Source organism: Amycolatopsis sp. NPDC034160 (assembly GCF_055575355.1).
In genome coordinates this window covers 223,981-245,142 of the sequence record NZ_JBVISU010000011.1, presented here as the reverse complement: position 1 = coordinate 245,142, position 21,162 = coordinate 223,981, and the positions used below count along the sequence as shown (strand labels likewise).

The window sequence follows — 21,162 nt, the reverse complement described above, 5'->3', positions numbered from 1 at the left end:
TGCTCACCGCATGCACCCCACCCCCGACCCGAATTAGACTCACCAGGGTGACCGCAAACCTCCGCACGGGCAGCGACTTCGCCCGCCTCTCCCGTCGCATCAGCGAAGTGGGCCTTCTCGATCGTCGTCCCGGCTACTATGTCTTCCGCATGAGTCTGGTCGCCACCCTCTTCGTGTCCGGCTGGGTCGCGTTCTTCGCGATCGGCGACTCCTGGTGGCAGCCGGCGATCGCGGTGTTCATGGCGGTGATGTTCGGCCAGATCGCGCTGCTGTCGCACGATCTCGCGCATCGCCAGGTGTTCCGGACCCGCCGCCCGAGTGAGATCGCCGGCCGGATCGCGGGCAATCTCGGGATCGGCATGAGTTACGGCTGGTGGATGGACAAGCACACCCGCCACCACGCCAATCCGAACCACGAGGATCTCGATCCCGACGTCGATCCGGACGTTCTCGTGTGGTCGAAGGATCAGGCGAGGGCCAGCAAGGGCATCCCGCGGTTCATCGGCCGCTATCAGGCTTTTCTGTTCTTCCCGCTGCTCACCCTCGAAGGCCTGAACCTGCACGTCTCGGGTCTGCGCGCGGTCGCGAAGCCAGGCCTGCGGGCACGTTGGCTCGAAGCGGCGTTGCTGCTGGCGCATTTCGCGCTCTACTTCAGCGCACTGCTCGTCGTACTCTCCCCCGCCAAGGCGTTGGTCTTCTTCATCGTCCACAAGGCACTGTGGGGCGTCTACATGGGATCGATTTTCGCGCCGAACCACAAGGGGATGCCGATCCTGTCCGGTGACACCGAACTCGACTTCCTCCGCAAGCAGGTCCTCACGTCACGCAACGTCCGCGGCGGCCGGGTCGTCGACGTCGCCCTCGGCGGGCTCAACTACCAGATCGAGCACCATCTTTTCCCGAGTATGCCGTCACCGGCCCTGCGCCGCGCCCGGCCCATCGTCCAGCGCTACTGCGAGGAGATCGGGGTTCCGTACCACGAGACGGGACTCGCCGAGTCCTACAAGCTCGCGTTGCGCAGCCTGCACGAAGCGGGCGAGCCGATCAGAGCCAATCGTCGGGACGCGGCCAGGGCATGAGCGCCGCGAGGTCGTCGGTCACCGGCTCGGTCACCGTGTACCGGCCGCGATGGAACAGCAGCGGTCGCGCATCGGAGGGTTCCCCGAGCGCGGTGACCCGGCCGACGGCGACGTAATGGTCCCCCGCCTCGTGTACGGCTTCGAGCGCGCAGTCGATCCAGGTCAGCGCCCCGGTCAGCAGCGGGGATCCGGACGGGGCGGGGGTCCAGTCGATCGAGGCGAACTTGTCCGCGCCCCGCGCGCCGAACACCGCGCTGACGTCCTGCTGATCTTCGGAAAGCACGTTGACCGCGAACCGGCCGGACTCGGCGAGCACCGCCCAGGTCCGGGAAGTCTTGGCGGGGCAGAACAGTACCAGCGGCGGATCGAGTGACAACGCCGCGAACGACTGGCACGCGAACCCCACCGGCGCCTTGCCGTCGTGTCCGGTCACCACGGCGACGCCGGTGCAGAAATGCCCCAGCACCATCCGGAACCGGGTGGCATCGATCTCCGCCTCGACGTCCGTCACCGGGGTCACGACCGCCCCGGTGGCCGGGCGCCGACTGAAAAGTCGTGTCCCCACAGGGAAACCGCCGTACTCTCTCGGGCGATCCAGCTCTCGTCGTCCACTTGCCTTCCCTCGCAGCCGTATTCGACGTCGAATCCGCCGGGGGTCTTCATGTAGAACGAGAGCATCAGATCGTTGACGTGCCGTCCGAGGGTGGCCGACATCGGCACCTTCCGGCGGATGGCCCGGTCGAGGCAGAGCCCGACGTCGTCGGTGTTCTCCACTTCGACCATCAGGTGCACGATGCCGCTCGGCGTCGGCATCGGGAGGAACGCGAGACTGTGGTGACGCGGGTTGCAGCCGAAGAACCGCAGCCACGCCGGCGCGCCGTCGGCGGGCCTGCCGACCATCTGCGGCGGCAGCTTCATCGAGTCCCGCAGGCGGAAACCGAGAACATCGCGATAGAAGCGCAAAGACGCCTCATCGTCGTTCGTGGACAGGACGACGTGCCCGAGCCCTTGCTCACCGGTGACGAACTTGTGCCCATACGGGCTCACCACGCGCCGGTGTTGCAGCGCGACCCCGTGGAAGACTTCGAGCGTGTTGCCCGACGGGTCCGCAAAGGACACCAGGCCGTCGACCCGGCGATCGGCGAGCTGATCCGGCGTGCCTTCCTTGTACGGCACCGAGTGCGCGTCGAGCGAGGCCCGGATCTCGTCGAGTTCGCCGGCGTTGGCGACCTCCCAGCCCGCCTGTGCGAGCCTGTCGCGTTCACCGGGGAAGATCACCAGCCTCGCCGGGAAGTCGTCCATGCGCAGGTAGAGCGCGTCCGGATTCGTGCCGGAACCCTCCACCATGCCGAGGACCTTGAGCCCGTATTCGCGCCACGCGGCCATGTCGGTGGCTTCGATGCGAAGGTAGGCGAGCGAACGGATACCCATCAGGAGGCTCCCAGGAAGTCGAGTGCCAGCCGGTTGAATTCTTCGAACTTCTCCAGCTGCGCCCAGTGCCCGCAGCCGCCGAACACGTGCAGCTGGGCGCGCGGGATCGTCTTCAGCGCGAGCAGGGCGCCGTCGAGCGGGTTGACCCGGTCCTCCCGGCCCCAGATGAGCAGCACCCGCTGACGGAGGCGATGCGCCTCACGCCACAGCATGCCCTCCTCATAGGTGTCGGGCTGGGCGAACGACTTCCCCATCGCCTTCATCGCGGACAGCGACTCGGGCACACTCGCGGCGGCGAACCGCTCGTCGATCAGTTCGTCGGTGATCAGAGACTGGTCGTGCACCATGATCCGCAGGAAGGCTTCGAGCTTCTCGCGGCTCGGGCCCGGCGGGGCGCTGAACCGTCCCAGGTTCATGATGCCCTCGGTGGGATCGGGCGCGAACAGGTTCACACTCAGCCCGCCAGGGCCCATCAACACGAGACGCCCGGCACGCTTCGGATGATTCAACGCCAGCCGTACAGCGGAGCCGCCACCGAGCGAGTTGCCGACGAAATGCGCGCGCGCGATGCCGAGTTCGTCCATCAGTCCGACGACGGCGTCCGCGCTGTGCCGGAAGTACTGCGGATGTTCGGTCGGCTTGTCCGACCGGCCGAACCCCGGCTGGTCGATGGCCAAGGTGCGGTAGTTCTTGGCGAACACCGGCAGGTTCCGTCCGAAGTTGCTCCACGCCGACGCGCCGGGGCCACCACCGTGCAGGAGGATCACCGTCTCCGGATGTTCCCCGCCCGCCTCGTGATAGTGCAGCTTCAATCCACCTTGGACAGTGACATACTTTCCTTCGGTCATCAGACCATCGCATTCTCGACGGGCAACCCGAAGGCGCCGGTTCCGAACATGACGTAAGCGCGCTCGGCGTCGTTCGCCGCGTGCACGCGGCCGGCGTGGGCGTCGCGCCAGAACCGCTGGATCGGGGTTCCGACCCGCAAGGCACGGCCACCGGAGTTCTCGAAGAGCCGGTCGATCGCGAAGATCGCGCGTTCGGTACCGCGGACCTGGTCACGACGGACCCGCAACCGCGTGGAGAACGGGAGCTTCTCGCCCTTGCACGCCAGCTGGTACAGCTCGTCGATGTTGTGCGTCAGCTGGAGCCAGGCCGCGTCGATCTCACTCGCCGCCTCGGCGATGCGCACCTTCGCGAACGGGTCCTCTTTGGACTGTTCGCCCGCGTACGCCGCTCGGACCCGCTTGCCCTGGTACTCGACGTGCGCGTCGTAGGCGCCTTGCGCCATCCCGATGATGGGCGCGGTGATCGTGCTCGGATGCACCGAACCGTAAGGAAGTTTGTACAGCGGACCGGGGTTGATCTCCTGCCCTGGCGTCTTGCACTTCGACGTCGCGATGAAGCTGAGCGCGCGGTGTTTCGGGACGAAGACGTCGTTCACGATGATGTCGTTGGACCCGGTGCCGCGCAGGCCCACGGTGTCCCAGACGTCTTCGATCGTGTAGTCGGAGATCGGCACCAGATAGGTGCAGAAGTCCACCGGCTTGCCGCCGGAGAAGACCGGTCCGCCCAGCAGTACCCAGGTCGCGTGGTCGCAACCGGAGGAGAAGCTCCAGCGCCCGCTGAGCCGGTAGCCGCCGTCGACGACGTCCGCCCTGCCCATCGGCGCGTACGACGAGGAGATCCGCACGTCGGGGTCGTCACCCCAGACGTCCTGTTGCGCCTGCGCCTCGAACAGGCCGAGGTGCCAAGGGTGGACGCCGAGGATGGAGGCGACCCAGCCGGTGGATCCGCACGCGCTCGCGACGAGTTTCACCGCGGTGTAGAAGCTCACCGGGTCGGCTTCGAGGCCACCGAAGGTCTTCGGCTGCAAGAGTTTGAAGAACCCGGTCTCCTGCAGGGATTTGACGGACTCCTCGGGAACGCGCCGGGCGTCCTCCGCCTCCTGCGCCCGTTCCCGCAGGACCGGCAGGAGCTCCCGGATCCCCGCGATCACGTCCTGCGCGGCGTGCTCGCTCATATGCGTTCCCTCTCTCGCCATGGACCGTGAACCGGATCCAAGACTAGAACACGTTCTCGTTTTTGTCGACCGATCCCCGGTCGAGCGCACTGTGTGCTCCGGCACGGCGGCCGGAAAACACGCAATCCGCCAGTGACAGACCACTCACGTAGGACCTAGAACAGATTCCCACCGCCGTCCGCCCTGCCGCGTACAGCCCGCGAATGGGGACGCCGGAGGCGGCCCGGACGGCGCCGGTCTCCTCGTCGACCACCAGGCCGCCCAGCGTCAGCATCGGACACGGATAACCGATGTTGGGCCGGATCGAGACGTCGATCAGCGAGTACGGCGGCCGGTTCAGCGGCCGCGCGAACTCCGCGGGTTTGCCCGTCGGATCAGCGCCGGAGCGGGCGGCCTCGACACTGGCGGCCAGCCCGCCCGGATCGATACCGGCCTTACGCGCGACGCCTTCGAGCGCATCGGCGACGACCCGCTGCCGGAGCAGATAGCGCACCTGGAGTCCTTGGAACCACTGGCTTTGACCGCGCGCGTCGCGCCGGACCTCGCGCACGATGGCGTCGTCGACCAGCAGCCAGCCGCGCCCCTCGTGCTCGGTGATCATGCGTTCGCCGACGGCCGCGCCGTACCGGGATTCGTCGATGATCCGCCCGCCCGTCTTGTCGACGAGCAAACCGCCGAGGAACGCCGACGGCGGGGTGATGAACCGCCAGGCGGAGATCCGCCCGAGCTCCGCGGTGGCCCCGCCCGCCTCGACACCGAGCCGGATGCCGGATCCGTCGTCCGCCGACGTCCCGAGCGCCAGCCCGCCGCGATACGCGGGCGCGTGCTCCCGCACCATCTCGCGGTTCGCGATGAACCCGCCCGCCGCGAGCACCACCCCGCGCGTGGCCGAGATCCGCAGCTCACGGCCGTACCGGCGCTCGATCCGCTCCACCCGCCGATGCAGTGACTTCCGCATCGAGGGCACGTAGATCCCGGGTTTCGCCGCATACGCGGCCAGTCTCCGGTGCGCGGCCCGCACCCGGGCGGGAGCATCCCTCAAGGTGGACACGACGACGCCCGTGACGGTCCCATCGGCGTCCACGACGAGGTTCCGGGCGGCGGTCTGCGTCAGCACCTCGATTCCGCGACTCCGGACGGCCTCCATGAGTCGTTTCATCAGCAGTTTTCCGGAAGTGCCGGGACCTTTGACGCGATGTCCGCGCGGCGCCGGCTTGGCGGCGTCGCGGAAGCCGCCCGCCGCCTCACTGCCCGAGTAGTAGAGATAGTGCGCGTCGCTCGGATACGACGTCTTATACGGGCACAGACTGCCCTCGAAAGGGACGCCGTTGCCCTCCAGCCAGGTGATCATCTCCGTGCTGCCCGCGCAGAATCGCCGCAGGGTCTCCTCGGAGACGACGTCGCCGACCTCGAGCCGCAGGTAGTCGTACATCGCGTCGACACTGTCGTCGACACCCGCGTCCCGCTGCTGCGCGGTCCCGCCTCCGGCGTAGACGACACCGCCACTCACCGCACTCGAGCCACCGCCGGAAAACCGGTCCAAGACGAGCACCTTGGCCCCGGCGTCGGCGGCTTCGATCGCCGCACAGGCGCCCGCCGCACCGAAGCCTACGATCACCACGTCCGCCACGAGGGAGTCCATGACCCTACCCTAGAACTAGAACACGTTCTCGTCTATGGTGGCTGGAGCAGCGCGGATGCTGCTACATGCTTCCTACAACGTGTTTCAGGTGAGGGGCGTATGGACTACGACGTGATCGTGGCGGGCAGTGGTGCCGCCGGGATGACCGCCGCACTGTCCGCAGCCCACCGGGGACTCAAGGTCCTGGTCGTGGAGAAGGCCGCTCACTTCGGCGGCTCGACGGCGCGCTCCGGTGGCGGCGTCTGGATCCCCGGCAACCACGCCCTGCGCGCGGCCGGGATCGACGAACCCCCGGAGCGGGCGCACGAGTACCTCCAGTCGATCGTCGGTGACGTCGTCCCGGCCGAACTCCGGTCGGCGTTCCTCGACCGCGGCCCCGAAGTCCTCTCGTTCGTCTGCGACAAGACGCCGTTGCGCTTCCGCTGGGTCCGCGGCTACTCCGACTACCACCCGGAGGCCCCCGGCGGGCGCGCCGGTGGACGCTCGGTCGAACCGGCCGCCCTCGACGGCACCCTGCTCGGGCCGGAGCTGGCGAATCTGGAGCCGCCGTACAGCGCTCCCCCGCTGGGCGTCCCGATCACCCAGGCGGACTACCGGTGGCTGAGCCTGCTCGCCCGGCATCCGCGCGGGATCGTCCGCGTCCTCGGTCTCGGCGGCCGCTGGCTGGTCGGCCGGATCCGCCGTCAGCGACTGCTTTCCATGGGGCAAGCGCTTGCGGCCGGGTTACGTGAGGGGCTGCGGCGGGCGGATGTCCCCGTCTGGCTGAACACGCCGCTGGTGGATCTCCAGGTCGAGGACGATCGTGTGATCGGCGTCGTAATCCGCCACCAGGGTGAAGAGACCTTCATCCGCTCCCGGCTCGGCGTCGTTCTCGGGGCAGGCGGATTCGAGCGCAACGAGGAGATGCGGGTCAAGTACCAGCGCGCGCCCATCGGCACCGAGTGGACCGTCGGCGCCGAAGCCAACACCGGCGACGCCATCGGCGCCGGGCTCAAACTCGGCGCGGCCACCGATCTGATGGACGACGCCTGGTGGGGACCCTCCATCCCGCTGACCGGCGGCCCGTGGTTCGCGCTCGCCGAGCGGTCGCGACCGGGCTGTCTGATGGTCAACGCGCGCGGCAAGCGGTTCGTCAACGAATCGGCGCCGTACGTCGAAGCCGTGCACGCGATGTACGGCGAAGGCGACGGACCCGGCGAGAACATCCCGACCTGGCTGGTGTTCGACCAGCGCAACCGCAACCGGTACATGTTCACCGGCCTCGGCCCGCGCCAGCCGCTGCCCGGCCGCTGGTTCAAAGCGGGCATCGCGGTCAAAGCGAGCACGATCGCGAAACTCGCCGAGCGGATGGCGGTCCCGGCCGACGCGCTGGAGGCCACCGTCCAGCGGTTCAACGGTTTCGCCCGCAAAGGCGAGGACGAGGACTTCCACCGCGGGCGGAGCGCGTACGACCACTACTACGGCGACCCGCGGAACAAGCCCAATCCGAGCCTCGGCCCGGTGGACGTCGCGCCGTACTACGCGGTGAAGATCGTCCCCGGCGACTTGGGCACCAAGGGCGGCTTGAGGATCGACCGGCACGCGCGTGTCCTGCGCGAAGACGGTTCGGTGATCGACGGACTTTACGCGGCGGGCAACACGAGCGCGGCGGTGATGGGCCGCACCTACGCCGGCCCCGGCGCGACGATCGGCCCGGCGATGGTGTTCGGCTACCTTGCGGCCGAGCACCTGGCGCAGCAAGATCAGACCAAAGTGGGAGGCAGCCGATGACGACGGAATCCGTACGGCAGATCGACGCGGGCGCACCCCCTTCGCGGTTCGCGCGCGGCTGGCACTGTCTCGGGCTGGCCGAACCGTTCCGGGACGGGAAACCGCACGCCATCACGGCTTTCGGGACGAAACTGGTGGTCTTCGCCGATTCGTCCGGCAAGCTGAACGTGCTCGACGGGTACTGCCGTCACATGGGCGGCGACCTCACCCAGGGCGAGGTCAAGGGGGACGAGATCGCCTGCCCGTTCCACGACTGGCGCTGGAACGGCAACGGAAAGTGCGCCTCGATCCCTTACGCCAAAAGGGTTCCGCTGCGGGCACGGACGAAGTCGTGGCTGGTGCTGGAGGAGAACAAACAGCTCTTCGTGTGGCACGACCCGGAGGGCAACCCGCCGCCCGAGGACGTCGTCATCCCGCGGATCGAAGGCGTGTTCAACGGCGAGTGGAGCAACTGGACCTGGGACTCGGTCCTGATCGAGGGCTCCAACTGTCGCGAGATCATCGACAACATGGTCGACATGGCGCATTTCTTCTACATCCACTACGCCTTCCCGACCTACTTCAAGAACGTGTTCGAGGGTCATGTCGCCACGCAGTACCTGAACACGAAAGGCCGCCCGGACAAGGGAATGGCGTCGAACTACGGCGGGGAGGAGAACCTGCTGCGGTCGGAGGCGTCGTACTTCGGGCCGTCTTACATGATCAACACGCTGCTCAACACCTACCAGGGTTTCGAGATCGAGAACGTGCTGATCAACTGCCACTATCCGGTCACGGAGAACTCGTTCGTGCTGCAGTGGGGTGTGATCGTGAAGAAGCTGCCCGGCGTCTCGGACGAGCACGCGGACAAGATCGCCGGGAAGTTCGCCAAGGGCATCGGCGTCGGTTTCCTGCAGGACGTGGAGATCTGGCGCACCAAGACCCGGATCGACAACCCGTTGCTGTGCGAGGAGGACGGGCCGGTCTACCAGCTGCGCCGCTGGTACGACCAGTTCTATGTGGACGCCGCCGACGTCACCGAGGACATGACGCGCCGGTTCGAGTTCGAAGTGGACACCAGCCGCGCCAACGAGGTCTGGGCGGCGGAGGTGGCCGAGAACCTGGCGCGGCAGCAGGCGGAAGAGGCCGGGGTGTGAAGCCGGAGACCGTCGAGTTCCTCACCGCCGGACTGCGGCCGCTGGCCTGCCGGACGTGCGGGACCACCGTGCTGGTCAAGAAGAACAGCGTGCAGCACACCAGCATCCAGTGGACGACAGACGCGGCGAAGAGCTGTCCGGTGTTCGCCGAGCAGGCGGCCGCCGGGGCTCAGACGGCCTTGCTCGACACCTGTGCCAACCTCAGTGACAGCATCGACGCCGCGTTGAAGGACGGCTTACTGGAGGTGCCGGAATGAGCGGCCCCGTGACGGTGACCGTGGCCGAAGTGATCACCGAGACGGCCGACGCGCGCTCGATCGTCTTCGACATCCCGGCCGAGCACGCCCCGGCTTTCGCCTACACGCCAGGACAGTTCCTCACCGTCCGGGTCCCGAGCGAACGGACCGGGTCGGTGGCCCGCTGCTATTCGCTCTCCAGCGCGCCGCACGAGAACCGCGTCCAGGTCACCGTGAAGCGCACCGCCGACGGCTACGGGTCGAACTGGCTCTGCGACAACCTCCGCGCGGGGCAGGAGGTCCGAGTCCTGCCGCCCGCCGGGGTGTTCAGTCCCGCGTCACTCGACGAGGATTTCCTGTTGCTCGCGGGCGGCAGCGGGATCACACCGGTGATGTCCATCCTGAAGTCGGCGCTGGCGCACGGGACCGGCAAGGTGGTCCTGCTCTACGCGAACCGCGACGAGCGATCGGTGATCTTCGCACGGGAACTGGCCGACCTCGCGGCGAGGCACGAAGACCGGTTGATCGTGCTGCACTGGCTGGAAAGCCTGCAGGGCCTGCCGACCGAGGCCCACCTGCGCGCCTTGGTGAGGCCGTACACCGCGTACGAGGCGTTCATCTGCGGTCCGGCCCCGTTCATGGACGCCGCGCGCACGGTACTCAAGGAGCTCGGCCTGCCGCGCGGACGCGTTCACCTGGAACGGTTCCTTTCCCTCGGCGGGAACCCGTTCGAGGTGACCGAACCCGTCGCCGTCGAAGAAGCCGAGACCCCGGCGGGACTCGAAGTCTCCTTGGACGGTGAGACCAGGAAGCTGGCGTGGCCGCGCCGGACGAAGCTGCTGGACCTGTTGCTGGAAAAGGGTTTCGACGCGCCCTATTCCTGCCGCGAAGGCCAGTGCAGCGCCTGCGCCTGCCGGATCACCTCCGGCGAGGTGAAGATGCTGAACAACGAGGTCCTCGACGGCGACGACATCGCCGAAGGCATCGTGCTGGCCTGCCAGTCCCTGCCGCTGACCGACGAGGTCACCGTCACCTACGAATAGGAGTCTCCGTGCCTGGAGCCGGATCTCACGTGCCTCCAGCCGGATGACGCTCTTCGATCACGAACACCCACAGCATCCGAGGAGTTTCCGTGCCCATCGACCCCACAGTCGCGATCGGCGCCGATCTCGGCGAGGTGAGTTTCGCCTGGACCGCGTCGGACGTGCAGCTCTACCACCTGGCACTGGGCGCGGGCTCGGATCCGCTGAGCCCGCGGGAACTGCGCTACACCTACGAGGACGGCCTCCAGGTCCTGCCGACGTTCGCCACCGTGGCGGCGAACCTGCGCGTGTTCGAGCCGCCCGCGGTCTCCTTCCCCGGTGTCGAGGTCGACCTCGGGAAAGTCCTGCACGGCAAGCAGGAAGTGATCGCGCACCGGCCGATCCCCGCCTCGGGCAAGGCCGTGGCCCGGACCAGGATCGTCGACGTCTTCGACAAGGGCAAGGCCGCGGTGATCGTGAACGAGACGGTCGCCACCGATTCCGCCGGTACTCCACTCTGGACACTGCGGTCGAGCATCTTCGCCCGTGGTGAAGGGGGCTTCGGCGGTGCACGCGGACCGTCCGACCGCGTCGAACGCCCCTCGCGGGAGCCGGACGCGGTGATCGACACCCCGACGTTGCCACAGCAGGCACTGCTCTACCGGCTGTGCGGGGACCGCAACCCCCTGCACGCCGATCCCGGATTCGCCGCGGCGGCCGGATTCGACAAGCCGATCCTGCACGGCCTGTGCACCTACGGCGTCATCGCGAAGGCCGTCACCGACGAATTCCTCGACGGCGACACCTCCCGCCTCGCGTCGTTCTCGGCCAAGTTCGCCGGCGTCGTCTTCCCCGGCGAACCGCTGCGGACCCGCGTCTGGCGCGAGGCCGCCGGGCTGATGATCACGACCACCGCCCCCGATCGGGGCGGCGCGCCCGTTCTTTCGGACACTTTGTTGACCACGACAGACTGAATCCTTCTCCCCGCTGGTAGTAACCCTGGCTAAACTCGGCCGGGTGCGCCCCTTGATCTCGGACCCGTATGCCGCACTCGGCCGGGACTACGCGCGCTCGAGACGTCCGGATCCCCGGATCGCGGCCGCCGTGACCGCCGCTCTCGGCGACGCGCGCTCGGTGGTCAACATCGGCGCCGGAGCCGGTTCCTACGAACCGGAAGACCGCCGCGTGGTGGCCGTCGAGCCGTCTTGGCGGATGATCGGGCAGCGTCCGGCCACCGCGGCGCCCGCCGTCCAGGCGTGCGCGGAGGACCTTCCCTTCCCGGACGGCGCCTTCGACGTCGCTCTCGCGGTGCTCACCGTGCACCACTGGACGGACGTGACCGCCGGGCTCGCCGAGTTGCGGCGGGTGTCCCGTCGCCAGGTGATCCTGACCTGGGACCAGGCGGTGTTCGCCCGCTTCTGGCTGGTGCGTGACTATCTGCCGGAGATCGCCGAGCACGAGAGCCGGCTGGCTTGCCTCGACAGGATCGTCGAGGAGCTGACCGCGGCGGGCGGGACGCCGTCGGTGACCCCGCTGCCGGTGCCCTCGAACTGCGTCGACGGCTTCCTCGGGGCGTATTGGCGCAGGCCGGAGGCCTACCTGTCGGAACGCGTGCGCGCGGGGATGTCCGGTGTCGCGCTGCTGGACCAGAACGTCGTCGCCGAAGCGGTCGGCCGGTTGCGCGCCGACCTCGCGGACGGGCATTGGCACCGGCATCACGTCGGCCTGCTGGGGCGGACCGAGCTGGACCTCGGGTACCGGCTCGTCACGGCGTGACCGAGTACACAGTGGACATCTCCGCCGCGTGGACGGCGGTCGACCTCCCGTTCGGCTCGTGGTATTCATGGCTTTCGTGACGGCGGGGACGGGAGCGGCATGACGGCGGAATACTTCGTGGTCCGTGGCCAGGTGGAGAAGGGCGACCAGCGGGGGCGCGAACTGGGCTTCCCCACCGCCAACATCGCGCTGCGCGACCAAGACGGCCAGGTCGGCGACGGAGTGTGGGCGGGCTGGGCCGAACGCGCCGACGGCACCCGGATCGCGGCCGCGGTCTCGGTCGGCAGGCGCCCGACGTACTACGGCGCCGACGGCTACCGGCTCGTCGAGGCACACCTGCTGGACTTCACCGGGGATCTCTACGGCGAGGTGCTGACCGTCTGGCTGGGGAGCCATCTGCGGGAGCAGGAGGCGTACCCGTCGTCGGAGGCGCTGATCGTCGCGCTCGAGAAGGACATCGCCAACGCCGCGAAGTGGGCCGCGGCCAACCCGGCCGACGGGCTGCCGGATCCCGGTGACGCTGGGGACGGTGTCGTGCGTCGCGTCAGCACCTGACGTAACCGCCTCGTGAGTGGTAATGACGGTTCTAACCGTCATTACCACTCACGAGGATTACAGGGCCGCTCCCATCAGCATGTAGCCCATCCCCAGCCCCATGATCACCCGGCACACCCGCCGCGACACCTGCCCGGAGCCCGCGGCACCCCGCGCCGCCAGTATCCCGGCCCGCACCGCGTCCACCGCGAAATACGCCGCCACGCCCCCGAAAACCAGGGACAACCACAGCGCCGGAGTGGCGTCAGAACCGGACATCACCAGCCACGGCCCATGGGAGACCTCGCTATGGGGCATGAACGTCACCATGATCAGCATGGCCACGGCGGAGACGGCGTGGTGCCCGCAAGCGGCGTGCCCGGACCGCCGCCCCTTCCACCACGAGACCGCGAACCAGCCGGCGGTCAGCGCCAGCACCGCCTGCCAGCCCGCCGCCGGGATCGGGCCGCCCACCGGGGACAGCATCGCGACCATGGCGACGACGAGCAGCAGTTCGGCCAGATCCCCGTTACGGGCCGCCGCGCCCAGCCGCTGATAGTCCAAGCGGACGAGTCTCAGCACGCACGGCAGCACCAGCGCGGCGAACACCGCGGTCAGGGTCCAAGCGACGACTCCGGACATGGCACCTCCCGGCCGGTGGTCCCTTCACCGTCGCAGGTACCGCTCTAGTACACCATCGGACATTGAGGTGATCTCACCCCGCGGTCAGGACCAGTCCGCTCGTAGGTACGCCGGTGCCGGCGGTCACGAGCACGCGCTCGGCGCCCTCGACCTGATTGACGGCGCTGCCCCGCAGCTGCCGCACCCCTTCGGCGATTCCGTTCATCCCGTGGATGTAGGCCTCCCCGAGTTGCCCGCCGTGCGGGTTGAGCGGCAGCTTCCCGTCGAGTTCCAAGGTGCCGCCGCCGATGAAGTCCTTGGCCTCCCCCTTGCCGCAGAAGCCGAGTTCCTCCAGCTGCATCAGCACGTAAGGGGTGAAGTGGTCGTACAGCACGGCGAGATCCATGTCGCCGGGCCCCAGCCCGGACTGTGCCCACAGTTGCCGCCCGACGACGCCCATCTCGGGCAGCGCGGGGAGGTCGTCGCGGTAGTAGCTGGTCATCACGTACTGGTCCGGACCACTCCCTTGCGCGGCCGCGGCGATCACGGCGGGCCGATGCGGCAGGTCGCGCGCCCGCTCGGCGCTGGTGACCACCAGGGCGACGCCGCCGTCGCTCTCCTGGCAGCAGTCGAGCAGGTGCAGCGGCTCCGCGACCCAGCGGGACGCCTGGTGGTCTTCGAGGGTGATCGGCTTGCCGTAGAACCAGGCTTTCGGATTCGTCGCCGCGCGGGCGCGGTCGACGACGGCCACCCGGCCGAAGTCCTCGCTGGTCGCCCCGTACTCGTGCAGGTAGCGGCGGGCGAGCATGGCGACGGTCGCGGCAGGCGTCGCGATCCCCATCGGGTAATGGAACGCGTTGTCGACGCCGGAGGAGTTGACCTGGCCCGCCGCGGCCGAGGACACCTGACCGAACCGCATCCCCGACCGTTCGTTGAAGGCCCGGTACGCGACGACGACGTCCGCGACTCCGGTGGCCACGGCCATCGCGGCCTGCTGCACGGTCGCGGCCGCCGCTCCGCCGCCGTAGTGGATCCGGCTGAAGAACTTCAGTTCGGGGATGCCGAGTTCCCGTGCCACGGCGATCTCGCTGTTGCCGTCCATGGTGAACGAGACCAGACCGTCCACATCGGACGATGTGAGGCCCGCGTCCTGAAGCGCGGCCGAAACCGCTTCGGCCGCCAGGCGCAGTTCGCTGCGACCGGAATCCTTGGAGAACTCCGTCGCGCCGATGCCGGCGATCGCGGCCCGTCCGGACAGGGTCATCACTCGCCTCCCAGGGTGAGTTCCACGGTCCCCGCCACGTGCTCGCCGAGACTGTCCACACCGGACACGGCGATCACCACGTCGTCGCCTTCCCGGTCCGTGACCCGGGCGGTGAAGGTCAAGGTGTCGTAGGCGTAGCAGGGAACACCGAGCCTGATCTTGATCGACCGCACGACCGCCTCCGGCCCCGCCCAGTCGGTCACGAACCGCTGCACCAGGCCGGTGTCGGTGAGGATGTTGAGGAAGATGTCCTTCGATCCGCGCTGGACGGCGGCGTCCCGATCGTGGTGGACGTCCTGGAAGTCCCGCGTCGCCAGCGCGGTGCTCACCACGAAGGTCGGGGTGGCCTCGATCGTCAACGGCGGCAACTCGGTGCCGACCGAACAGTCCTTCATCGCGTGACCCTCCAAGCGGGCAAGGTCAGTTCCTCGTCGACCTTCACGAACGCGGATTCCACCGGAAGTCCGATGTGGACGGTTTCGGGATCGACGTCGAGCAGTTCGCCCATCACCCGGACCCCCTCCTCGAGTGCGACGAGCGCGACCACGAACGGCAACTCCTTGCCGGGCACCGGCGGATGGTGGTGCACGACGTAGCTGTAGACCGTCCCCCGGCCGCACGCGACGACGTAGTCCGGCTTGGCGTCGAGGTCGCCGTCCGGCGGCATCGGGCCGGGCGGATGCCGCAAGGTCTCGCCCCACCGCTGGATCCGCAGCTCCCCCTTGCGCAGCCCGGCCCAGAAGAACTCGGTGTCCTTGCTGATCACCGGCCGCAGCACCGGCGCGGCCGCCTTGGCGGGCCCGGCGCCCGGCGGGCGGAACTTCAGTACCCGGAACATCATGTCGGCGACGGCCTCGTCGCCGACGTACCAGGTGGTTTTCGTCGTCACGAACCAGCCTTCGCCCAGGGCGGTGCTTTTGGGCCCGACGACGCTTTCCAGCTTCGAGGTCGCCGAGACGAGCTCGCCGTGCCGCAGGTAGCGGTGGTAGGTCTGCTCGGAGTTGGTCGCGACGACCGAGGTGTACCCGGCTTCGTCGAGCACCTCCATCATCGCGCCGAGCGGATCGTCCGACGCCCTCGTGCCGTGGAGCCCGCCCATCGTCCACACCTGCGCCATCGCCGGCGGCGCGACCAGTCCCTTGTGGACACTTCTGACCGCGAACTCCTCGTCGGCGTAGACGGGATTGCGGTCACCGATGGCCTCGACCCAGTTGTTCACCATCGCCTGGTTGACCGCGTCGCGGGCGGCACTCGGCGCCGATTCCCCTTGCGCGGCGATCCGTTCGGCCGCTTCCCGGACGCTCATCGCGGCACCCTCGGCAGCCCGAGCCCGGCGGTGGCGATCAGCTCGCGCTGGATCTCGTTGACCCCGCCGCCGAAGGTCAGCACCAGATTGCGTTTGGCCACCACGTCCAGCCACAGCGCCAGTTCCGCGGTTTCGGCGTCGGCCTGATCGCCGTGTCGCGCCACGATCTCCTCCAGTCTCCTCGCCAGCCGCTGGATGCGTTCGGAACCGACGATCTTGGTGGCCGAGGCGTCGGCGACGGCCACCGGTCCGCTCGCCGACGACGCCGCGACCTGCCAGTTCAGCAGTTCGTTGACGCGCGCGGTCGCCAGGGTTTCCGCGAGCACGCGGCGGACGTCGGCCAATCGCAGCAATGGCGTGCCGTCCGGCGCCTTCCTGGCCGCCGCCCAGTCACGGACGCGGTCGTGGAGGCCGCCGATGCGCCCGGCCGGGCCGAGCATGACGCGTTCGTGGTTCAGCTGGGTGGTGATCAGCCGCCAGCCTTCGTTCTCCTTGCCCGCCAGCATGTTCGCGGATACCCGGACGTCGGAGTAGTAGGTGGCGTTCACGTGGTGCGCGCCGTCGCAGGTGATGATCGGCGTCCACGAATAGCCGGGATCGCGAGTGCTCGCGATGAGGATCGAGATCCCCTTGTGCTTCGGCGCGTCCGGCGCCGTCCTTACGGCGAGCCAGATGTAGTCGGCGTCGTGCCCGCCGGTGGTGAAGATCTTCTGGCCGTTGACGACGTACTCGTCGCCCTCGCGCACGGCCGTCGTCCTCAGTGACGCGAGGTCCGTTCCCGCGTCCGGTTCGGTGTACCCGATCGCGAAATGCACCTCACCGGCCAGGATCTTGGGCAGGAACAACGATTTCTGCTCCTCGGTGCCGAACGCCTGCAGCGTGGGACCGACGGTCTGCAACGTCACCGACGGCAGCTGGACGTCGGCGCGCGCGGCCTCGTCGACGAAGATGTGCTGCTCGATCTCGCCGAAACCCCGGCCGCCGTACTGTTCCGGCCAGCCGACGCCGAGCCAGCCGTCGCGCCCCATCCGCCGCACGATCTCGCGGTACACCGGGCCGTGCCGCTCGCGCAGCATCGCGCGCCGTTCGTCGGCACTCACCAAACCGGCGAAGTACTTCCGCAGCTCGGTGCGCAACCGGTGTTGCGCCGCGGTCAATTCGATCAGCATCGTGTCACCCCGCCACCAGTTCGCCCAGCTCGGCCAGCCGATGCGAGGCACCGCCGAGTGTTCGTCCGAGATCCTTGACCGCCGACGAGAACCGGTGCAGTGGATAGGTTTCGTCCACGCCGATCCCGCCGTGCAGGTGGTGGCAGACGGCCAGCGCCTCGGGCGCCTCTTCCGCCAGCCAGTACGCGGCGATGTCGAGTTCCGCTTCGGCGTCGAGGCCCGCCGCGAGCCGCCAGACCGCCGATCGCGCGGCGAGCTGAACGGTTCTCGAAGCCACGTAGACATCCGCGATCTGCTGCGCCACCGCCTGGAACGCCGCCAGCGGGCGGCCGAACTGCTCACGTTCGCCGACGTGCTTGGTGGTCAGCGCGAGCGCGCCGGAGAGCAACCCGTCGCCGAAGGCCACCGCGCCCGCCAGGGCGAAGCGGTGCAGCGTCGCGATCGATTCGCCGGGGCCGTGCCCGTTGAGGAGGTCGGCGTCCGTGACGGTCACGGAATCCAGCCGCACCGTGTAGTCCGGGGTGCCCGAAGAAGTTCTGGTCGGCGTCAGCGTCACGCCGTCCGCGTGCGGGTCGACCAGGAAGACGCCGGTGCCGCCGGGCAGGGAGGCGGGGGTCAGGATCCGGGTGGCCTCCGCCGCGAACGGCACGCCGATCTTGATCCCGCTCAGCCGCCAGTCCCCGGCCGACTCCGCCACGGTCGCGGGCCGGGTGGTGAACGGCGCGGAAGGTTCGTGCAGCGCGGCCGTGAGCACGGAGTCGCCCGCGGCGACCGGCGGGAGCAGGGCCGCGCGCTGATCCGGTCCACCCAGCGCCCCGACCGGCAGGACACCGAAAGCCAGCGCCGCCAGCGCGGGCACCGGGGAGGCGACGCGGCCGAGCTCGGTCAGCACCAAGGCGACCTCGGCGACGCCGAGGCCGTCACCGCCGAGTTCGGGGGGCAGCGCCAGTGCGAGCAGGCCGGCGTCGGCGAGCGCGCGCCAGGTCTCGGCGGGTGCGCGCTCCTTGCCGAGCACACGCGCGGTCAGCGCGGTGACCTCGGTCTGCGTCTCGTCGAACTGGAAGTCCACACTGGCTCCTCACCGGGCCGGACGGGCACAATACTGAAACCTGTTCTAGTCTTATCCGGAAGGCGGCCGGACGGCAACCCCCTCGAGAAACGGCGGCGGCGCATGGCAAGGACCCGACTGAGCGGTGCGGGCCGGCATGCCACCCGCCGGCTGGTCACCGTGCCCCCGACCGCGGACGTGCCGTGGCCGGAACCGGTGTCACAGCCCGGCCGCGGGCAGACCGTGGTGGTCGACGCCGGGCCAGCGGATCCCCGGCGCGGCGACCTACGAGATCCCGGCCGGGCACGCGGCCTGTGCCCTGTGGGCGAACGAGTTCGTCCCCGCGCTGCTGGCGGCGGTCACGTCTGCGCACGCGCGGCTTTGAGCAGTTCCCCGAGGGCGTCGTGGAAGTGGTCGGCGAGCGGCCACAGGTCGCCGGTGAGCTCACGGGCGCCGAGCAGGCCGACGTCGACCCGGCCCGCGTTGGACAGCACGGTCACGTTGAGCCCGGCGCCGTGGAACACCGGACCGAGCGGGTAGAGCCCAGTGACCCGGCAGCCCAGCAGGTACAGCGGCATCGGCGGACCGGGCACATTGGACACCACCAGGTTGTGCACCACCGGATGCCGTTCGGCCAGGCGCAGAACCGAATACGCGCGCACCGCGAGCCCGAACATCGTCGCCGCCGAGAACTGCGCCCAATCTCCGAGCATGTCGGCGTCGATGTCGTAGTGATGGTCCTTCGACAACCGGTTCGATTCCGCGAGCATGAACACCCGCGCGGCGGGATCCTCCAGATGGGTGGGCAGCGACGCGAAGAACGCCGACACCTTGTTGCTGCCGTGGTCGCGTTCGGTCCGTCCGTGCACCGACACCGGCACGGTCGCCACCAGCGGGTCTTCCGGCAGTTCACCCCGTTCCTTCAGGAACTGCCGCAGGGCACCGGAAACGACGGCGAGGGCGACGTCGTTCACGGTCACCCCGAAGGCGTTCTTCACCTGCTTGACCTCGTCGAGGTCGAGTGAGGCGTAGGCGACACTGCGATGGGCGGTGATCGTCCCGTTCAGCGACGTGCGCGGCGCCGTGAACGGCACCGGCATTCCCTTGCCCTGCAACGCTTTCCCGATCCACTTCGGCGCGAGTCCGAGCAGGTCCGGCAGCAGTTTCGCCAGCTCCACGGGCCCCTTCACGAACGACGTCAGCCCCGCGCCGAGCAACGCCCGCCTGCCCGGTACGCCCGCGTTGCGGCGTTCGTCCCGCGCGACCTCCGGCGGTGGGGCGTCCGGTTCGAGACCGGCGAGAGCGGTGATCAGGCTCGCGCCCCCGACGCCGTCCACACTGGCGTGATGCATTTTGAGCAGGACGGCGATCTCGCCGCCTGCCAGGCCTTCGATGACGTACAACTGCCACAGTGGCTGTGCGCGGTCCAGCCGTTGTCCCGCGATGTGGGCGCAGAGTTCGGCCAGTTCCCGCCGGTCTCCCGGCGCGGGTACGCCGATCCGGTGAACGTGGGCTTCGAGGTCGAAATCCTCGTCCTCGACCCAGACGGGATGGGTCAGATTCCAGAGTGGATTGTGCAGCTTGCGCCGGAATGCCGGGATCAACGCCACCCGTTCGGCCAGTTTCTCCTTGAAGCGCTCGAAAGCGTAGCCGCCGGGCATGGTCGAACCGTCCAGGACGAGCAGTCCGCAGACATGCAGGACCTGGGTCGGTGTCTCCAGGTAGAGGAAACTGGCGTCCAGACCACTCAATCTCTGCATAAGAATCACCCTAGGCGAACTCTGCAACCGGTTCTACCGCGTCACCCGGCGGTAGCATCGGTGCTCATGCAGCCGAGTTTCGTCCTCCGCCAGGCACTCCAGCTCGCGCTCACCGCGAACGCGCTCAAGCCGCCGCGCGCCGCCAGGACCGCGATTCCGGCGTTCTTCGCGGGCTGGCTCACCGGGGAGCTCGCCCCGCATCTGCTCGCGCTCACCGCGGCCGACGCGGCGGCCCACGTCGCACGCCGCCGGAGCGGCTCCAGCAAGACGGGCCTCGCGCTCGCGGCGGCGTCGGCGGCCGGCCTGGGCACGCTGATCGCCCAGTCCCAGCGGGCTCGCGGCGAGATCGAGACCGCGCTCACCGAGGGCATCGGCACCGCGTATGTCGACGAACTAACGCACCCGCCGGACCCGAAGGACCTCGCGACGCCGTGGGGCCAGCTGGCCATGCCGTTCCGCATGCGCGACCGGCAGGTGCGCCGTCAACGGAACATCGCCTACGCGCCAGGCGGGAAGCGGTTCCTGCTCGACGTCTACTCCCCGCGCGAACCGGTCTCCGGCGCGCCGATCCTGCTGCAGGTGCACGGCGGCGCGTGGGTGATCGGAAACAAGGACCAGCAGGGCCTGCCGCTGATGCTGCACATGGCCAAACGCGGCTGGATCTGCGTCGCGATCAACTACCCGCTGTCGCCCGCCGCTCGCTGGCCGGCGCACATCGTCGCGGCCAAACGCGCGCTGGCCTGGATCCGCGACAACGCCGAGTCCTACGGCGGCGACCCGTCGTTCGTCGCCGTGACCGGCGGCTCGGCGGGCGGGCATCTCGCCGCGCTGCTGGCACTGACCGCGAACGACCCGGCGCTGCAGCCCGGCTTCACCGAGGCCGACACGAGCATCCAAGCGTGCACCCCGCACTACGGCGTGTACGACTTCGCCGCGACCAGCGGTCGGCGTTCCAGCCAGACGCGGCTGAAGACGCTGATCGCCAAGCACGTCTTCGAGGCGGACAGGGATCCGGTGAACTTCCTCGACGACTACATCGCGGCCTCGCCGCTGGACCGGATCACCGAAGACGCGCCGCCGTTCTTCGTCATCCACGGCGTCCATGACTCACTCGTGCCGGTGGGCGAAGCCCGCGAATTCGTGCGGCGCCTGCGCGAGAAGTCACACCGCGAAGTCGCCTACGCGGAGATCTCCGGGGCGCAGCACGCCTTCGACGTCTTCCCCTCGATCCGCAGCGCGCACGTGGTCCGCGGCGTGGAGCGGTTCCTGGAATGGAGTTACCGCACCTGGCGACGCCGGTCCAGCGCCTCGTGAGTGGTGATGACGGTTAGAACCGTCATCACCA

The 21,162-nt window shown here is 68.9% G+C and carries 22 protein-coding genes; 10 read left to right on the top strand and 12 right to left on the bottom strand.

The window, feature by feature from the left end; all coding sequences use genetic code 11:
• Positions 1–47: 47 nt before the first annotated feature.
• Positions 48–1,079 (top strand): fatty acid desaturase family protein, encoded by a 1,032-nt coding sequence (locus ACZ54P_RS23020; protein ID WP_465463608.1) that lies wholly within the window; start codon positions 48–50, stop codon positions 1,077–1,079.
• Here the strand turns inward: ACZ54P_RS23020 and hsaB are convergent.
• The 5 genes from hsaB to ACZ54P_RS22995 are packed head-to-tail and all read right to left on the bottom strand — an operon-like array spanning position 1,045 to position 6,175.
• Entirely contained in the window at positions 1,045–1,599 is a 555-nt protein-coding gene (hsaB, locus tag ACZ54P_RS23015) for a 3-hydroxy-9,10-secoandrosta-1,3,5(10)-triene-9,17-dione monooxygenase reductase subunit (RefSeq protein WP_465463607.1), read from the bottom strand. The two genes, ACZ54P_RS23020 and hsaB, sit on opposite strands and share 35 nt — an antisense overlap.
• Positions 1,596–2,510 (bottom strand): iron-dependent extradiol dioxygenase HsaC, encoded by a 915-nt coding sequence (hsaC, locus tag ACZ54P_RS23010; RefSeq protein WP_465463606.1) that lies wholly within the window; start codon positions 2,508–2,510, stop codon positions 1,596–1,598. The genes hsaB and hsaC overlap by 4 nt, the downstream gene beginning before the upstream one ends.
• The gene (hsaD, locus tag ACZ54P_RS23005) at positions 2,510–3,358 is read right to left on the bottom strand and encodes a 4,5:9,10-diseco-3-hydroxy-5,9,17-trioxoandrosta-1(10),2-diene-4-oate hydrolase (protein WP_465463605.1); all 849 of its coding nucleotides are present in this window, start codon (positions 3,356–3,358) and stop codon (positions 2,510–2,512) included. The genes hsaC and hsaD overlap by 1 nt, the downstream gene beginning before the upstream one ends.
• Entirely contained in the window at positions 3,358–4,533 is a 1,176-nt protein-coding gene (hsaA, locus tag ACZ54P_RS23000) for a 3-hydroxy-9,10-secoandrosta-1,3,5(10)-triene-9,17-dione monooxygenase oxygenase subunit (RefSeq protein WP_465463604.1), read from the bottom strand. The genes hsaD and hsaA overlap by 1 nt, the downstream gene beginning before the upstream one ends.
• Positions 4,534–4,576: 43 nt before the next feature.
• Positions 4,577–6,175 carry an FAD-binding protein gene (locus ACZ54P_RS22995; protein WP_465463603.1) on the bottom strand — a complete coding sequence of 533 codons (1,599 nt, stop codon included), beginning with the start codon at positions 6,173–6,175 and terminating at the stop codon, positions 4,577–4,579.
• A 99-nt stretch (positions 6,176–6,274) separates the two neighbouring features.
• Here ACZ54P_RS22995 and kstD point away from each other — a divergent pair, with 99 nt between their 5' ends.
• The 7 genes from kstD to ACZ54P_RS22960 all read left to right on the top strand — a co-directional run bounded on the left by kstD (position 6,275) and on the right by ACZ54P_RS22960 (position 12,670).
• A complete protein-coding gene (gene kstD, locus ACZ54P_RS22990; protein ID WP_465463602.1) occupies positions 6,275–7,945 on the top strand; it encodes a 3-oxosteroid 1-dehydrogenase in 1,671 nt (556 codons plus the stop codon).
• Positions 7,942–9,081: a Rieske 2Fe-2S domain-containing protein gene (locus ACZ54P_RS22985; protein ID WP_465463601.1), complete on the top strand. Its 1,140-nt coding sequence runs from the start codon at positions 7,942–7,944 to the stop codon at positions 9,079–9,081. The genes kstD and ACZ54P_RS22985 overlap by 4 nt, the downstream gene beginning before the upstream one ends.
• The gene (locus ACZ54P_RS22980) at positions 9,078–9,338 is read left to right on the top strand and encodes a hypothetical protein (protein ID WP_465463600.1); all 261 of its coding nucleotides are present in this window, start codon (positions 9,078–9,080) and stop codon (positions 9,336–9,338) included. The genes ACZ54P_RS22985 and ACZ54P_RS22980 overlap by 4 nt, the downstream gene beginning before the upstream one ends.
• On the top strand, positions 9,335–10,360 hold the full coding sequence (locus tag ACZ54P_RS22975) for a 2Fe-2S iron-sulfur cluster-binding protein (RefSeq protein ID WP_465463599.1): 1,026 nt from the start codon (positions 9,335–9,337) through the stop codon (positions 10,358–10,360). The genes ACZ54P_RS22980 and ACZ54P_RS22975 overlap by 4 nt, the downstream gene beginning before the upstream one ends.
• Positions 10,361–10,449: 89 nt before the next feature.
• Positions 10,450–11,313, top strand: a complete 864-nt coding sequence (locus tag ACZ54P_RS22970) for a MaoC/PaaZ C-terminal domain-containing protein (protein ID WP_465463598.1) — start codon at positions 10,450–10,452, stop codon at positions 11,311–11,313.
• A gap of 52 nt (positions 11,314–11,365) precedes the next feature.
• Positions 11,366–12,115 carry a class I SAM-dependent methyltransferase gene (locus ACZ54P_RS22965; RefSeq protein ID WP_465463650.1) on the top strand — a complete coding sequence of 250 codons (750 nt, stop codon included), beginning with the start codon at positions 11,366–11,368 and terminating at the stop codon, positions 12,113–12,115.
• Positions 12,116–12,214: 99 nt separating this feature from the next.
• Positions 12,215–12,670 carry a riboflavin kinase gene (locus ACZ54P_RS22960; protein ID WP_465463597.1) on the top strand — a complete coding sequence of 152 codons (456 nt, stop codon included), beginning with the start codon at positions 12,215–12,217 and terminating at the stop codon, positions 12,668–12,670.
• A 57-nt stretch (positions 12,671–12,727) separates the two neighbouring features.
• Here ACZ54P_RS22960 and ACZ54P_RS22955 read toward each other — a convergent pair whose 3' ends face one another.
• The 6 genes from ACZ54P_RS22955 to ACZ54P_RS22930 form a co-directional block, all read right to left on the bottom strand.
• Positions 12,728–13,291, bottom strand: coding sequence for a DUF5134 domain-containing protein (locus tag ACZ54P_RS22955; protein WP_465463596.1), 564 nt, complete (start codon positions 13,289–13,291; stop codon positions 12,728–12,730).
• Between the two features lie 73 nt (positions 13,292–13,364).
• Positions 13,365–14,534, bottom strand: coding sequence for a lipid-transfer protein (locus ACZ54P_RS22950; RefSeq protein ID WP_465463595.1), 1,170 nt, complete (start codon positions 14,532–14,534; stop codon positions 13,365–13,367).
• Positions 14,534–14,929, bottom strand: coding sequence for a MaoC family dehydratase (locus ACZ54P_RS22945; RefSeq protein ID WP_465463594.1), 396 nt, complete (start codon positions 14,927–14,929; stop codon positions 14,534–14,536). Before ACZ54P_RS22945 ends, ACZ54P_RS22950 begins: the two co-directional genes overlap by 1 nt.
• Positions 14,926–15,840, bottom strand: coding sequence for a bifunctional MaoC family dehydratase N-terminal/OB-fold nucleic acid binding domain-containing protein (locus ACZ54P_RS22940; protein WP_465463593.1), 915 nt, complete (start codon positions 15,838–15,840; stop codon positions 14,926–14,928). Before ACZ54P_RS22940 ends, ACZ54P_RS22945 begins: the two co-directional genes overlap by 4 nt.
• On the bottom strand, positions 15,837–17,009 hold the full coding sequence (locus ACZ54P_RS22935) for an acyl-CoA dehydrogenase family protein (protein ID WP_465463592.1): 1,173 nt from the start codon (positions 17,007–17,009) through the stop codon (positions 15,837–15,839). Before ACZ54P_RS22935 ends, ACZ54P_RS22940 begins: the two co-directional genes overlap by 4 nt.
• A 4-nt stretch (positions 17,010–17,013) precedes the next feature.
• Positions 17,014–18,078 carry an acyl-CoA dehydrogenase family protein gene (locus ACZ54P_RS22930; protein ID WP_465463591.1) on the bottom strand — a complete coding sequence of 355 codons (1,065 nt, stop codon included), beginning with the start codon at positions 18,076–18,078 and terminating at the stop codon, positions 17,014–17,016.
• Positions 18,079–18,202: 124 nt separating this feature from the next.
• Between ACZ54P_RS22930 and ACZ54P_RS22925 the strand changes: the two genes are divergently transcribed.
• Positions 18,203–18,442: a hypothetical protein gene (locus ACZ54P_RS22925; RefSeq protein WP_465463590.1), complete on the top strand. Its 240-nt coding sequence runs from the start codon at positions 18,203–18,205 to the stop codon at positions 18,440–18,442.
• Here ACZ54P_RS22925 and ACZ54P_RS22920 read toward each other — a convergent pair.
• On the bottom strand, positions 18,417–19,817 hold the full coding sequence (locus tag ACZ54P_RS22920) for a WS/DGAT/MGAT family O-acyltransferase (RefSeq protein WP_465463589.1): 1,401 nt from the start codon (positions 19,815–19,817) through the stop codon (positions 18,417–18,419). The genes ACZ54P_RS22925 and ACZ54P_RS22920 overlap by 26 nt on opposite strands.
• A gap of 66 nt (positions 19,818–19,883) precedes the next feature.
• Between ACZ54P_RS22920 and ACZ54P_RS22915 the strand changes: the two genes are divergently transcribed.
• Entirely contained in the window at positions 19,884–21,131 is a 1,248-nt protein-coding gene (locus tag ACZ54P_RS22915; protein ID WP_465463588.1) for an alpha/beta hydrolase fold domain-containing protein, read from the top strand.
• Positions 21,132–21,162 lie beyond the last annotated feature (31 nt).